We start from the raw sequence: 13142 nt of genomic DNA on the forward strand, positions 1-13142 counted from the left end.
AGGGGGCGGTCCCGGCCGGGGACCGCCCCCTCCACCATGCCCGGGCCCGGCGGCCCCGGGTCAGGTCTTCCGGCGCGGGGCCGGGGGCAGTGCCGCCGGCACGTGGGTCCGCCCGATCGCGTGCCGGCCGACCGCCGGGACGCGCTGCCACTGCGGCTGCCGGCCCGCGCCCTGACGGGCGCTGCTCGCCCTCGCGCTGTAGGCGCCGTACGACCCGTCGCCGACGGACCCGCCGAACGTCCCCGAGCCGTGGCCGACGGACGAGCCCGTACTGTGCGGGCCGCTTCCGAAGGCGGTGAAGCCCAGCTTCTCCTCACCGCTGCGGTCACCCGGCAGTGAGCGGAAGGACTTCACATACTCGGTGTAGAGCGCGTCGTAGATCGGCGTGGCCGAAGGGCCGCCCGCGGAGTCCTGGGCCGACCGCACGGGGGCGGGGACCAACGGGAAGGGCTGGCGGCGGGGAGCGTCGTATGCGTGCACATATCTCCCAACGACCCCGCCCGGCAAGAGATGCGGCCACGGTACGGGTTTTCGCCGGTCACCGGCCTGCCGGCCGGGGGTCGGCTGTCGGTCATCGGCCGGTCAGAGACCGGCGAGCGGCAGGGCCGCCGCGACCAGCCTTCCGTTCGCCGCGGCCCTGTCCAGCGCGTCGCGCAGCAGGTCCTCGCGCGGCTGACGGCCGATCGAGCCGACCGGGGCCGCGAACATCAGGACCTGCTGGTGCTTGTTGGCTGCCGCCCGCCAGCCCTCGGTGACCTGGAGCGGCTGGTGTGCCTGCCACCAGGCCACCGGCTGCCCGCCGTTCGGGTGCGGCTGGAGTACCGCGTGCAGTTGCCCCACGGCCAGCAGGACCGACCAGCCGTGCAGCACGGACGGTGCGGTGGACAGCTCGGTCACGGGCATGAAGCCCTGCTCGACGAGCAGCGGCAGAAAGTCGTCGCCGGACCCGGGGGAACCGGGCTGCGCCACCGGCACGGTCGGCTCGACGACCAGAGCCGGATGCAACTCCCCGGCGATCAGGACCAGCCCGCTGGTCACGCCGAGCACGGCCTGCTCCGGCACGATGTGCTGCGCGACGGCCTGACCGGGAGCGGCCTGCGCGTTCTGCACGGGCGTCGGCGGGGCCACGGCGTCACCGTTGATGGACCGCACGGCGCCCTGGAGTTGCGCCTCGGTGACCTGGACGACCTGTGAGGGCAGGCAGGTGGAGTGCGCGAAGGCGAGGACGGCGGTCTCGTCCCCGATGAACAGGACAGTGCTGGTCCGCTCCTGCTCCGGATCGCCCGGTGTGCGGCAGGAGGTGCAGTCGTAACCGCCCGGGGCGGAATCTCCGGCGAGCAGGCGGTCGGCTTCTTCGTCGCCGATCTCGGCGCGTACCTCGTCGCTGACGTCGAGCATGCGCGGCACGGGTGGCTCCCTCGGGATGCGGTGCGTGGCGAGGCCGGGTGGGTCCCGGCCCGTGGTCCGGGACAGGTCCCCGGCTCATACAGAGGACAACGGGCGATCTGCGGCGGGAGTCACGCCCGGGAGCGAACGGAATCGAACCATCCTGCGCCCACGGTCACTTCCAGCGCGGAACCGGGCACTCATCGTCAACTGCCCGCAGTGTCAATGACGTTGGTCGGGTGAGATGGCTCACAGGGATAGCGGTCCGTTGATGGACAAATAGTGAAATCAGATGATGAGGTGGGTGTCCTGAAAATGCCGCTACCAGGGGTAATCGTGAACTGGCCTGCGAGTACGGGGAGTTACTTGATGCCGGACCGGTCGGTTGCCTGGATTCCCCTGCCGTGTGCAGCGAGCACCGCTCGGGAACGTCCGCCGACCGCACCAGACGGATCCGTCGCACCACCGGATCCGTCGCACGACCCGACGGCGGGCGGGGCGAGCGCGACCTGCCGTGTCCCATGACGCGGCGATGGCGCTCCGCCCTGGGGGACCCCGGGTCCTTGGAGCGGGAACTACATGTCCGATGGTGCCGACACCACCCGCGACGACGTCCGCGGCGCCCGGAAGCTCCCACGGTCCCGTACGGCGGCGACTCTGGCCGGCGCGGCACTGCTCGCGGCCCTCGGACTGCTGGCGTCGGCCGGCAGCGCCGCGGCGGCTGACAGCGGAGTGTGGGACCGCATCGCACAGTGCGAGAGCGGCGACAACTGGCACATCAGCACCGGCAACGGCTACCAACGGCGGACTCCAGTTCTCCGCCTCCACATGGCGCGCGTACGGCGGCACGGCCTACGCGCCGACTGCGGACCGGGCCACCAGGGCCCAGCAGATCGCCGTCGCCACCAAGGTCCATCCAGCAGGGGCAGGGCCGGGGTGCCTGGCCCACCTGCTCGGCACGTGCCGGGGCGTCCGGAAGCGCACCCGGCGCAGGCTCGGTGGCCGCCGGGGAAGCCCCGGCGAAGCCCCCGAAGCCGGCGGAGCCCTCCCCGCGGTCGCCCTCGTCGAACCAGTCCACCCAGCCGAAGCGGTCGGTCCCGTCGAAGGCGCCGGCCCAGTCGCCGGGCGGCGCGCGGCAGAGCTCGTCCGACGGTGACCACACCGCCCGCGCGGGCGACACACTGAGCGCCGTGGCCGCCCGGCACGGCACCACCTGGCAGCAGCTGCACGCCGCCAACGAGGCCGTCACCGGCGGCGACCCCGACGTGATCCTGCCCGGACAGCGTCTCGTGCTCTGATCCGCTCCGGACGCGCCGGGTTCCGAGGTGAGGTCCCGTCCGGCCGCCGGTTTCCGGTCACCGGGCGGGCCTGCCCCTGTGCGGACGGTAGCTGTCCGCACAGGGGCAGGCCGCGGTCCGGTTGCTGGTGCCCGCCGAGGAGGCCGCGGAGCGGATCTCGCCCTCCGCCGGCACGCTCCGGGCGGACGGGCCTGACACCTGTGTCCTGAGTACCGGGGCGGCGAACTTCGACGTCCTGATGGTCCACGTGCTGCTGACGGGCTTCGGGTTCGAGGTGCTGGAGCCGGCAGGGCTGACCGACGCGATGGCCGCGGCCCGCGACCGGCTCTCCCGCGCCCTCTCCCTCGCCCTGTCCCGGGCGGGGGGGACCGGACGCGGCGAACCGGGCGCGGCGAGCTGACGCCGGGGCGGGCGGATGGTGCGGGGGAACGGCGGATTTTCCGTGGGGAACCACCGCCGGGGACGCGCGCCCGTGGTCACCACGACGGAATGGGAAGGCCCGAATGGACCCGGGGCACTTCTTCGGGAACCCTTCACCGGGTTTATCCGCGGTGTTGACGCGAGGGCCGGTAATTGTGTTCGACCTCCGTATACAGAGGCTCCAAATCACCCATTCGTGTAAGGGTTACGGGCATAAACGTCTGTCGTGATCCTGTGACAGAAGTGTGACCGCCGGGGGATCTCGGGCAGGTGTTCCCGGTCCGGCCTTCCCCGTCCGCCGGGCAGGGCATAGCGTGACCGTATGGCACCCCTTCCGACACCTTCCGCGGAACCCGACGACAGCCCGGACGCCTATGTGGGTCTGCCCGCGGTCCGGGCCGAGCAGCTCGCGCGCGAGCGCGGCTGGGCGACGGTCCGGGCGTTGCCGCCGGGCGCGATCATCACCATGGAGTACCGGGTGGGACGGCTGAACTTCGAGGTGAGGGACGGCACGGTGGCGAGGTCCTGGAAGGGCTGAGACACGGCGACGGCCCCGGTTCCACGAGGGAACCGGGGCCGGGGTGGCGGACCGGGCTGTAGCCGCAGGGCCCGGCGGGGCCGTCAGAGGCGGGGCGCCGGGGTGTTGCCGCGCGGATGGCGCTCGCCGTGCGGCGGGCGGCGGCTCCCGGCGGGGGTGACCGGTGTGCGCTCCCCACGCGTCGAGTGCGGTCCCGGCGCCAGATAGGCGGGTGGCCGGCCGGCCGAGCGGGACGCCGAGACCGGCTCGGGTGCCGCGCTGCCCTCACGGTCGGTGAGCGGCTTGAGCATGACCGGTGTCGCGACGGCGGGGGCCGTGGGTGCCGTTCGGCCCCGCCGGGCCCGCCGACGGTCCCGCCAGTGGTCGCGCCGGCCGAAGATCCGGTCCTCGGCACGGGCGATCAGCGGCTCGAACCAGGGCAGGGCCAGTAGGATCAGCAGCCCCGCCACCCAGCCGAGCAGGACATCGCTCAGCCAGTGGGTGCCGATGTAGACGGTGGAGAGCCCGACGCCGAGCGAGGTCACCGCGGACAAGGCGGACAACCAGCGCCGCGCCCAGGGGGTGGAGGCCAGATAGGCCAGGATTCCCCAGGTCACCACGGCGTTCGCGGTGTGGCCGCTGGGAAATATACTGCCGCCGAGCCACATCTCGTTGGAGCCGATCTCGGTGGCGTAGTGCGGTCCGAGGCGCCCCATGCCGTACTTCGCGGCACCGACGGTGACGTTGAGCAACACCAGGGAGACCGCGAGCGCGAGCAGCGGACGCAGAGTGTGCTGCCGCCAGGAGCGCCAGCCCAGCCAGGCCGCGACCATCACCGCGGTCGGACCGCGCTGGCCGAGCACCACGTAGTAGTCGACGAAGGCGTGCAGCTCCGCCCACTGCTCGTACGGACGGAAGAACATCACCTGCCAGTCCAGCCGGACCAGCCAGGACGTGATGACGACGGCCCACACGATCGCCACGTAGAAGGCCAGGGTGGAGCCGAAAAGCACCGTCCGGTGCCGGCTCATTCGCGGCACGTCGAGGTGGGCCGGTCGTTCCGGCTCACGATCCAGCCTCGCGAACACCCGGTCCAGACGGGTGGTCTTCCGTTCGGTACGCACCCAATCGACGCTACAGGGAGTGAACGCGCTTCCCCGTCGAATCAGCGGCTTTGTGATGACGATGTGATGTGGGATCGCTCTCAAGGCGGCCTTTGTTTTCCGTGAATCGGCAATCTCCGGCCGTGGTCGCCTTCAATTCCTTTGATCATTCGAGAGGGCGGTTTTATCGCGCTTTCAGAATGCGTTCACCGAAAGCTGGTGCAGATTTTCCCCAATGCTCACCGCTCGTCGGCACGGGAGGAGCCGGGCGGGGCCCGCGGGAGCGGTCAGGGGGGCCCGGAGCCGTTCAGCCAGAAGGCGCCGTACGCCGCGGAGGCCACCGCGAGGGACCCCACCACCAGAGCCGGCCCGGGCGTACGCAGCCGGGCCAGGGCCAGGGCGGGGGGCAGCAGCAACGGGAAGGCGGGCATCAGCAGACGCGGTTTCGAGCCGAAGTAGCTCGACGCGCACAGGGCGAGGAGGGTGACGACCCCGGCGTACACCAGCAGCGGGAGCGGCTGGCGCTGCCGTACGCAGAGCATGTACAGCCAGGCCAGCAGTCCGACCCCGAGGATCAGCCCGAGTCCCGCCAGGGACGACGGAAACGACGTGAACTTCTCTGCCGTGAACCGGGCGAAGGCGAAACCGCCGTCGAACCCGTTCCGCCAGCCCGCCTGCACCTCGAGATACCCGAACAGGCCTTCCCCGGTCCGGTGCCCGACCCACAGAACGTAACCGGCGGCACCGAGCGGAGCGACGAACAGGCCGAGCGCCCGGCAGACACCCGTCCCGGGGGTGCCCGGCGGGACGAGCGCGCCCCCGGCGCGTGTCACGCGCCGGGTGGTCCCCTCCGGCGCGGCGCGTTCCCCGAAACACGCGCCGTCCACCGTCTCCGCGCCACCGCTCCCCCCGAACGAGCGTTGCTCGTCCTCACGGGTGCGGCGCTCGTGCAGGAAGGAGGCGACGCCCGCCGCCCAGACGGCCGCGACCACCGCCAGTCCGACCGGGCGGGTCAGACCGGCCAGCGCCGCCAGGACTCCGGCCGTCACCCAGCGCCCGGTCAGCACCGCGTACAGCGACCATGCGGCGAGCGCCGTGAACAGGGACTCGCTGTACGCCATCGACTGGACGATCCCGACCGGCAGCACCGCCCAGAGCAGCACCGCGCCCACCCCGGCCCGCGGTCCGTACACATGGTCCGCCACCGCGAAAATCCCCCAGGCCGCGGCGAGTGAGGCCGATACGGCGACCACGAAGCCCCCGTCCGCGTGCGACAGCGGCGACACCGCCGCCACCAGCCGCTCCAGCCAGGGGAGCAGGGGGAAGAAGGCCAGGTTCGAGTGCACGTCTCCGTTCGCCAGACGGACTTCGTAGCCGTACCCCAGTTCCGCGACCCTCGTGTACCACAGGGCGTCCCAGCGGGCCGTGAGCAAGGTGTACGCGCTCTTGCCGCGTGCCTCGCTCCACAGGACCAGGACGAGGAGGCCCAGGGCGCGCACGGCGGTGTACCCGAGGAGCGCCGGCACGGCCCTGTGCAGTGCTCCAGGTCGGGCCGGTGCGGCACGCGTCTCGAGATCGGTCACGGGCCCGATTATCGACCGGGTGCGCGGCCGGTCCTTCCCGCGGGGCGTGCGGGCCCCTGAGCGGGCTGCGGGAAGCGGCGGGCTGTGGTGCGGAAGTGGCGCACGCCACACCTGTCCGCCCGAGATGTGAGAGGTCCGCCACTCGATACCGGCGCGGCCTCGCGTACGCTGCCTGTCACTCGCCGTTCGTTGCGCGGGCCGGAGCCGTACCGCTCCTCTCCGGCCGAGTCACGGGGGAGTCCCCCACCCCGTGAGCCCGCCGAGGGCGAGGGAACATCTGGGAGGTCTGTACATGTCCGGGACGACCACGGCCGCCGCGCTGCGCCGTCGGGCGGCCGGGGCCGGTGCCAACCGCTGGGTGGTACTCGTCGTCCTCTGCCTCAGCCTGCTGCTCGTCGCCGTCGACGCCACCGTGCTGCACGTGGCGGTCCCCGCCGTCACGGAGGACCTCAGGCCCGGCGCGATGGAACTGCTCTGGATCGTCGACGCCTACCCGCTGGTCTGCGCCTCGCTGCTGATCCTCTTCGGCACCCTGGGCGACCGGGTCGGACGCAGACGCGTCCTCCTGCTCGGCTACGCCCTGTTCGGCGTCGCCTCCGCACTGGCGGCCCTCGCGGACAGCGCGCCGGTGCTGATCGCGGCACGGGCGCTGCTCGGCGTCGGCGGCGCGATGATCATGCCCGCGACGCTGTCGATCCTGCGGCAGGTCTTCCCTCACCGGCGCGAGCGGGCGCTCGCCATCGGTGTCTGGAGCGCGGTCGCCGCGGCGGGCGCGGCCGTCGGGCCGCTGCTCGGCGGTTTCCTGCTCGAGCACTTCTGGTGGGGCTCGGTCTTCCTCATCAACATCCCGCTGATGCTGGTCAGCCTCCCGGTGGGCAGGATCCTGCTGCCCGAGTCGAAGGGGGACGGCGCCGGCCCCTGGGACGTGACGGGCGCGCTGATGGCCGCCGCCGGACTGTTCGCGGCGGTCCTCGGTGTGAAGCGGCTCGGCGGTGAGTCCGCCGGGGGCCTGTGGACCGTGGTGTCGCTGGCCGCGGGCACCGCCCTGCTGGCCGCCTTTGTCCGCAGGCAGCGCCGGCGCGCGCATCCGCTGGTCGACCTGCGGATGTTCGCCCGGCCGGCGTTCAGTACGTCGGTGGGCTGCATCGTGCTGGCGATGCTCGCCCTGGTCGGACTGGAACTGATCGCCGCGCAGTACCTCCAGCTCGTCCTCGGGCTCTCCCCGCTGGAGACCGGACTGCGCCTGCTGCCGCTGACGTTCGCCGCGATGGCGGCGGGGCTGGCCGGCGCGCGGCTGCTGCGCCGGTTCGGACCGCGCCGTATGGTCTTCTCCGGCTTCTGCCTGACGGCCGCCGCGGTGCTGCTGCTGACCCCGATGGGCGGGCAGGACAACCGCGTCCTGCTGCTGAGCGGGTTCGTCCTGCTCGGCTTCGGTCTGGAGACCACCCTGTTCGGGGCGTACGAGTCGATGCTGAGCGAGGCGCCGTCGGAACAGGCGGGCGGGGCCGCCGCCATAGGTGAGACCTCGTACCAACTGGGCGCCGGAATCGGGATCGCGCTCCTCGGCAGCGTCATGAACGCGGCCTACGCGCCCGGCCTCAGGGACGTTCCCGGGGTATCCGCCTCGGAGTCCTCGGCGGCGCGGCACTCGCTGGGCGAGGCCTACGGGGTCGCCGCGCAGCTGGGCGGGCCCGCCGGAGCCGCTCTGAGGGACGCGGCCCGCCACGCCTTCGTGCACGGGCTGCATGTGACCCTGCTGGTCAGCGCGGCCCTGCTGCTGCTCGGGGCCGTCATGGCGCTGCGGCTGCCGCGGACGATGCAGTGCGAGCCGGCGACCGCGGGGGATGCATCCGCCGCGGTGCCCATGGACGGGCCCGCCCGGGTCCCGGCCGATGTCCCCGCCGAGGTGGCCGATGTCCCCGCGCCGAGGGAGGCCGCGAAGTCCCGCGTCTCGGTGTGAGGCGTGCCGCGGGGTGACCGGGTGGACGTGTGCGGCACCGCGTCGTAACGTCGGCCCGAACCCGACCAGCAGCGCTAGTTGAGCAGCACGAGCCGCATCGGCACCGGCCGGGTCCGTACCGGCCGCATCCGGTCCTGTTCGGCCCCGGCCCGATCGCCCCGGAGGGTGTCCATGTCCGCGTCCGCGAAGTTGCCCCCCTTCGACCCGGCCGACCCGCTCGGTCTCGACGACCTGCTGGAGCCGGAGGACCTGGCCGTCCGGGACACCGTGCGTGCCTGGGCGGGCGACCGGGTGCTGCCGTACGTCGCCGACTGGTACGAGAAGGGCGAACTGCCCGGCATCCGCGAGCTGGCCCGGGAACTCGGCGGGATCGGCGCGCTCGGCATGCCGCTCAGCGGCTACGGCTGCGCGGGCGCCTCGGCCGTGCAGTACGGGCTCGCCTGCCTGGAGCTGGAGGCCGCCGACTCCGGCATCCGGTCCCTTGTCTCCGTCCAGGGCTCGCTCGCCATGTACGCGATCCACCGGTTCGGCAGCGAGGAGCAGAGGCGGCAGTGGCTGCCGGGGATGGCCGCCGGCGAGGTCATCGGCTGCTTCGGGCTCACCGAACCCGACCACGGCTCCGACCCCGCCGCCATGCGGACCCACGCCAGGCGCGACGGCGGGGACTGGGTGCTGAACGGCCGCAAGACGTGGATCACCAACGGGTCGGTCGCCGGCGTCGCCGTGGTGTGGGCGCAGACCGACGACGGGATCCGCGGCTTCGTGGTGCCCACCGACCGCGCCGGGTTCTCGGCGCCCGAGATCAGGCACAAGTGGTCGTTGCGCGCCTCCGTCACCAGCGAGCTGCTCCTCGACGACGTACGGCTGCCCGCCGGTGCCGTACTGCCCGGGGTGACCGGTCTGCGTGGACCGCTCAGCTGCCTGACGCACGCCCGGTACGGGATCGTCTGGGGTGCGATGGGTGCGGCGCGCGCCTGCTTCGAGTCCGCCGTCGGCTACGCGAAGTCGCGGGAGCAGTTCGGGCGGCCCATCGGCGGGTTCCAGCTGACGCAGGCCAAACTCGCCGACATGGCGGTCGAACTGCACATGGGGATTCTGCTCGCCCATCATCTCGGGCGGCGCATGGACGCCGGCCGCCTGCGGCCCGAGCAGGTCAGCCTCGGCAAGTTGAACAACGTCCGCGAGGCCATCGGCATCTGCCGTACGGCCCGCACGATCCTCGGCGCCAACGGGATCTCGCTCGAGTACCCCGTCATGCGGCACGCGACGAACCTCGAGTCGGTGCTCACCTACGAGGGCACCGTGGAGATGCACCAGCTCGTGCTGGGCAAGGCCCTGACCGGGATCGACGCGTTCCGGTAGGCCGGGTGGGTGGGGGCGGGGCGGGGCCGGCGAGCGGCCCCGCCTCAGCTCTGGTTGAAGAAGCCGTCCGACCGGTGCGCCGCCGCTTCCCCGCTGACGACCTCGGTGTCGGCCGGGCTCAGCAGGAAGACGCGGTTGGACACACGCTCGATGGAACCGCGCAGGCCGAAGATCAGCCCGGCGGCGAAGTCGACGACGCGCTTGGCGTCACCGGCCTCCATCGCGGTGAGGTTGATGATGACGGGGACCCCGTCCCGGAACAGTTCGCCGATGGCGCGGGCGTCCCGGAAGCTGTCCGGGGTCACCGTGCCGATGCGGCGGCCCTTCTCCGCGGCGACGTCCGTGGCCACCTTGACCCGCGGATCGGTGACCCAGGCGTCCCCGGGCCCGGTTCCGTCGGAGTAGTCGTCGTCGTAGTAACGCTCGTCTTCGTTGTCGTCGACGAGGCCAAGCCAGGCACTTGCCTTGCGTACCGATCCCATGGACGCCTCCTCTCACAGCGGTCCTTCTTGCTTTCCGCATTCCTATGGTCGTCCATGATGCGGATGGCGCGCCAAGTGATTGGACGCCGTGCGGGGGGTTTGCGACGGTACTGGTGCAGGGCGCATCCGTCGAGAGCCCAGGCCCCCCAAGGGTCCTGATGTAAGCGGATGCTGACTGTGAGTGAAATATGATTCTTCTCGGCGTATGGGTGATCGGCGGCGCGTACGGGTGAACGCGGCCATGGGTACGATGCCGCCGCTCCATATCGGATCATCCACGGGGGAACGTCATGTTCGGAATCGTCAGGCCCTGCCGGCACCGGCTCGGTGAACGGCTCACGGCCCGGTGGGCGGCGCACCTGTGCGGACTGTGCCTGGCGTTGCGCGGGGACCACGGACAGCTCGCACGCGTCGTCACCAACTACGACGGCCTGCTCGTCTCCGTCCTGACGGAGGCTCAGGCCGAGCGGGCCGATGCCGGACGGCGCACGGCGGGCCCGTGTCCGCTGCGCGGTATGCGGAGCGCCTCCGTCGCGCACGGTGAGGGTGCGCGGCCGGCGGCGGCCGTCTCGCTGGTCCTGGCCTCCGCCAAGGTGCGCGATCATGTCGCCGACCGGGACGGGCTGCTGGCCCGCCGCCCGGTGGCGCTCGCCGCCCGTCGCGTCGCTGCGAGCTGAGACCGGGCCGGGGCGCGGACCGGTTCGGACGTCGGGTTCGACACGGCCGTCCTGGTCGACGCCGTCGACCGGCAGAACGGTATCGAGATCCTCGCCGGCCTCGGCACCCCGATCCTCACCGTCACCGAACCGACCGAGACCGCCATCGCGCACACCACGGTACTCACCGGGCGTACGGGCAACGCCGGGCCGCTCGCCGAGGCCGGCCGGCTCTTCGGTCGGCTCGCCCCTCTCCTGGACGCCGTGGAGGACCGGGAGGCCGACGCCGTCCCGGGCGCCTGGAACCCCCTCACCGCCACCGGCACGCCGCTCGCCGAGGCGCGCCGGCTCGCCGACGCCGCCGTATGCGGCATCCGGCTCGCACTGGGCGAGGCGGAGTTCACCGACGGCGGTCTGGCTCACCGGCTGCTCGTCCATGAACTGCCCAACTCCGTAGATCGTGCCTTCAACACCGTTTCTTGTGCCCACGGTTCTCACCCCTACGCGCCGCCCGGCACCCCGGGCTCCTCCCCGGGCTGATCGCCGGGTGCGCGGTGTGGGTGGGTCTGTTCTGCACGTGCCAGTTGTGCTGCGGGACCTATGAGGATCCCTGGACCGGTGAGCGCAAGGAGGCCTGCTCCAACTGGGACTGCGGCGGGTGCTGCGACTGCTGCAGCTGCTGTGGTGGGGACGGCGGGTGCGACTGCTGAGCCCGGAACGCAGGGCGCCGGCATGCCGTCCGGCGGTTGTCGAGTCCTTCGGAGTTTGTTCGGAGGATCGTTCGCAGGAATATTCGGAGGGATTACTTCCAGACATCTCGGTGCCGTGAGTGGCCGGTTGCGACACAGAGGTATCGGCTGGTGGCGCGAGGGTGCAGAGGGTCGTGCCGGACGGGCGGTGCGCAGGGCGACGGCCGAAAGGCACTCTTGCGTCGACCGTGCCGTGGACCGAATACTCACCCCCAGCGCTTGTCAGGAGCACGGCATGTTCGGAATCCGGGCGACCGGCCCCCTGACTGCGCCTCACGGGCCCCAACCCCACGAGGGCCCCCTACTTCCTTCATGGAGGAACGAGAAGTGAGGATCAAGCGCACCACCCCCCGCAGCGGCATCTCGAGACACACCCGGCTGATCGCCGTCTCCACCGGTCTCGTGGCCGCCGCCGCGATCGCGATCCCCAGCGCGAGCGCGTCCGAAGCTCCCGCCACCTTCAGCTCCGCCGAGCTCAAGAGCGTCAGCGGTTCGGTGCTGGAAGCCGACGTCCCGGGCACCGCCTGGGCCGTCGACAGCAAGACCAACCGGGTTGTCGTCACCGTCGACAGCACGGTGTCCGAGGCCGAGATCGCGCAGATCAAGCAGGAGGCCGGCGCCGATGCCGACGCGCTGCAGATCAAGCGCACGCCCGGCAAGTTCACCCCGCTCATCCAGGGTGGCGACGCCATCTACTCGAACAGCGGTCGCTGCTCCCTCGGCTTCAACGTCCGCAGCAGCAGCGGCGTCGAGTACTTCCTGACGGCCGGTCACTGCACGGCCGGCGCGGGTACCTGGTACGGCAACTCCAGCCGCACCTCGGTGCTCGGCTCGACCGCCGCCTCCAGCTTCCCGGGCAACGACTACGGCATCGTCCGGTACACCGGGTCCGTCAGTCGGCCCGGCACCGCGAACGGCGTGGACATCACGCGTGCGGCCACCCCGAGCGTGGGCACCACCGTCATCCGCGACGGTTCCACCACGGGTACGCACAGCGGCCGGGTCACTGCCCTCAACGCGACCGTGAACTACGGCGGTGGCCAGGTCGTCTACGGCCTCATCCAGACCACGGTCTGCGCCGAGCCCGGTGACTCCGGCGGCTCGCTCTACGGCAGCGACGGCACCGCGTACGGTCTGACCTCCGGCGGCAGCGGCAACTGCTCCTTCGGTGGCACGACCTTCTTCCAGCCGGTGACGGAGGCCCTGAGCGCCTACGGAGTCAGCGTCTACTAGGCCGGACGCCCGCCCGCAGGCCGGGACTGGCCGGTACCACCGGTCCCGCAGCGCAGGGCCTCACCGCGGACGGCACGCGACGACGAGCCCCCGCACGCAACCAGCGTGCGGGGGCTCGCCCCTGCCCGGGCCCGGCGTTGCCTTCGAGGGGGGAGTACCCACGCGGGCTTGTCGGCGAGGGCGTGGACCGTGCGAGGACGCGCGGGCGGGATCCGGTCCCCGTGGGCCGGTCCCGGGAGCGCCGGTCGCCTGAGGCGGGCCGGCCGAGAGGAGGGGTGCCGCCCTCGATGTGACGGTTCTCGACGTTCGGTGACGCTTCATCAGGTGCCATCGATGCTCTGCCGGGCATCGCCGGAAATTTTACCGACGCGTAACTTCCCCGTTGGGGTACTC

The 13142-nt window shown here is 72.0% G+C and carries 10 protein-coding genes and 3 pseudogenes; 8 read left to right on the forward strand and 5 right to left on the reverse strand.

Annotated features, from left to right (window positions below; translation table 11 throughout):
• Positions 1-60 precede the first annotated feature (60 nt).
• On the reverse strand, positions 61-480 hold the full coding sequence (locus HUV60_RS27160) for a hypothetical protein (RefSeq protein WP_257849820.1): 420 nt from the start codon (positions 478-480) through the stop codon (positions 61-63).
• A gap of 102 nt (positions 481-582) precedes the next feature.
• Entirely contained in the window at positions 583-1407 is an 825-nt protein-coding gene (locus HUV60_RS27165) for a hypothetical protein (protein ID WP_257849821.1), read from the reverse strand.
• A gap of 558 nt (positions 1408-1965) precedes the next feature.
• Here HUV60_RS27165 and HUV60_RS34085 point away from each other — a divergent pair.
• From HUV60_RS34085 to HUV60_RS27180, 4 genes and pseudogenes are all read left to right on the forward strand, one after another.
• Positions 1966-2142, forward strand: a pseudogene (locus HUV60_RS34085) (transglycosylase); the annotation flags it as partial.
• Positions 2139-2684: a LysM peptidoglycan-binding domain-containing protein gene (locus HUV60_RS27170; RefSeq protein ID WP_443047430.1), complete on the forward strand. Its 546-nt coding sequence runs from the start codon at positions 2139-2141 to the stop codon at positions 2682-2684. The pseudogene HUV60_RS34085 and the gene HUV60_RS27170, both read left to right, overlap by 4 nt.
• Positions 2685-2793: 109 nt before the next feature.
• Positions 2794-3084 (forward strand): annotated as a pseudogene (locus tag HUV60_RS27175) (DNA-binding transcriptional regulator); the annotation flags it as partial.
• A gap of 342 nt (positions 3085-3426) precedes the next feature.
• The gene (locus HUV60_RS27180) at positions 3427-3642 is read left to right on the forward strand and encodes an I78 family peptidase inhibitor (RefSeq protein ID WP_257849822.1); all 216 of its coding nucleotides are present in this window, start codon (positions 3427-3429) and stop codon (positions 3640-3642) included.
• Between the two features lie 83 nt (positions 3643-3725).
• Here the strand turns inward: HUV60_RS27180 and HUV60_RS27185 are convergent, their stop codons facing one another.
• Both HUV60_RS27185 and HUV60_RS27190 read right to left on the reverse strand, forming a co-directional pair.
• Complete coding sequence (locus tag HUV60_RS27185; protein ID WP_257849823.1) at positions 3726-4745, reverse strand: phosphatase PAP2 family protein; 1020 nt, start codon at positions 4743-4745, stop codon at positions 3726-3728.
• 266 nt (positions 4746-5011) lie between these two features.
• Positions 5012-6307: a mannosyltransferase family protein gene (locus HUV60_RS27190; protein ID WP_257849824.1), complete on the reverse strand. Its 1296-nt coding sequence runs from the start codon at positions 6305-6307 to the stop codon at positions 5012-5014.
• Positions 6308-6599: 292 nt separating this feature from the next.
• On the opposite strand from HUV60_RS27190, the gene HUV60_RS27195 reads away from it, so the two are divergent.
• Together HUV60_RS27195 and HUV60_RS27200 are read left to right on the forward strand one after the other, a co-directional pair.
• Positions 6600-8267 (forward strand): MFS transporter, encoded by a 1668-nt coding sequence (locus HUV60_RS27195; RefSeq protein ID WP_257849825.1) that lies wholly within the window; start codon positions 6600-6602, stop codon positions 8265-8267.
• A 171-nt stretch (positions 8268-8438) separates the two neighbouring features.
• Positions 8439-9629: an acyl-CoA dehydrogenase family protein gene (locus HUV60_RS27200; protein WP_257849826.1), complete on the forward strand. Its 1191-nt coding sequence runs from the start codon at positions 8439-8441 to the stop codon at positions 9627-9629.
• A gap of 44 nt (positions 9630-9673) precedes the next feature.
• Here the strand turns inward: HUV60_RS27200 and HUV60_RS27205 are convergent, their stop codons facing one another.
• Complete coding sequence (locus HUV60_RS27205; RefSeq protein WP_257849827.1) at positions 9674-10111, reverse strand: cell division protein SepF; 438 nt, start codon at positions 10109-10111, stop codon at positions 9674-9676.
• Positions 10112-10401: 290 nt separating this feature from the next.
• Here HUV60_RS27205 and HUV60_RS27210 point away from each other — a divergent pair.
• Positions 10402-11477: pseudogene (locus HUV60_RS27210) on the forward strand (DUF5685 family protein).
• A 366-nt stretch (positions 11478-11843) separates the two neighbouring features.
• Positions 11844-12749 (forward strand): S1 family peptidase, encoded by a 906-nt coding sequence (locus HUV60_RS27215; RefSeq protein WP_257850278.1) that lies wholly within the window; start codon positions 11844-11846, stop codon positions 12747-12749.
• Positions 12750-13142: the final 393 nt, after the last annotated feature.

This window comes from Streptomyces sp. KMM 9044, from assembly GCF_024701375.2.
Lineage (GTDB): Bacteria > Actinomycetota > Actinomycetes > Streptomycetales > Streptomycetaceae > Streptomyces.

Coding starts and splice junctions, on each gene's coding strand:
- HUV60_RS27180 (WP_257849822.1), top strand. CDS start 3,427: ATGGCACCCCTTCCGACACCTTCCGCGGAACCCGACGACAGCCCGGAC.
- HUV60_RS27195 (WP_257849825.1), top strand. CDS start 6,600: ATGTCCGGGACGACCACGGCCGCCGCGCTGCGCCGTCGGGCGGCCGGG.
- HUV60_RS27200 (WP_257849826.1), top strand. CDS start 8,439: ATGTCCGCGTCCGCGAAGTTGCCCCCCTTCGACCCGGCCGACCCGCTC.
- HUV60_RS27205 (WP_257849827.1), bottom strand. CDS start 10,111: ATGGGATCGGTACGCAAGGCAAGTGCCTGGCTTGGCCTCGTCGACGAC.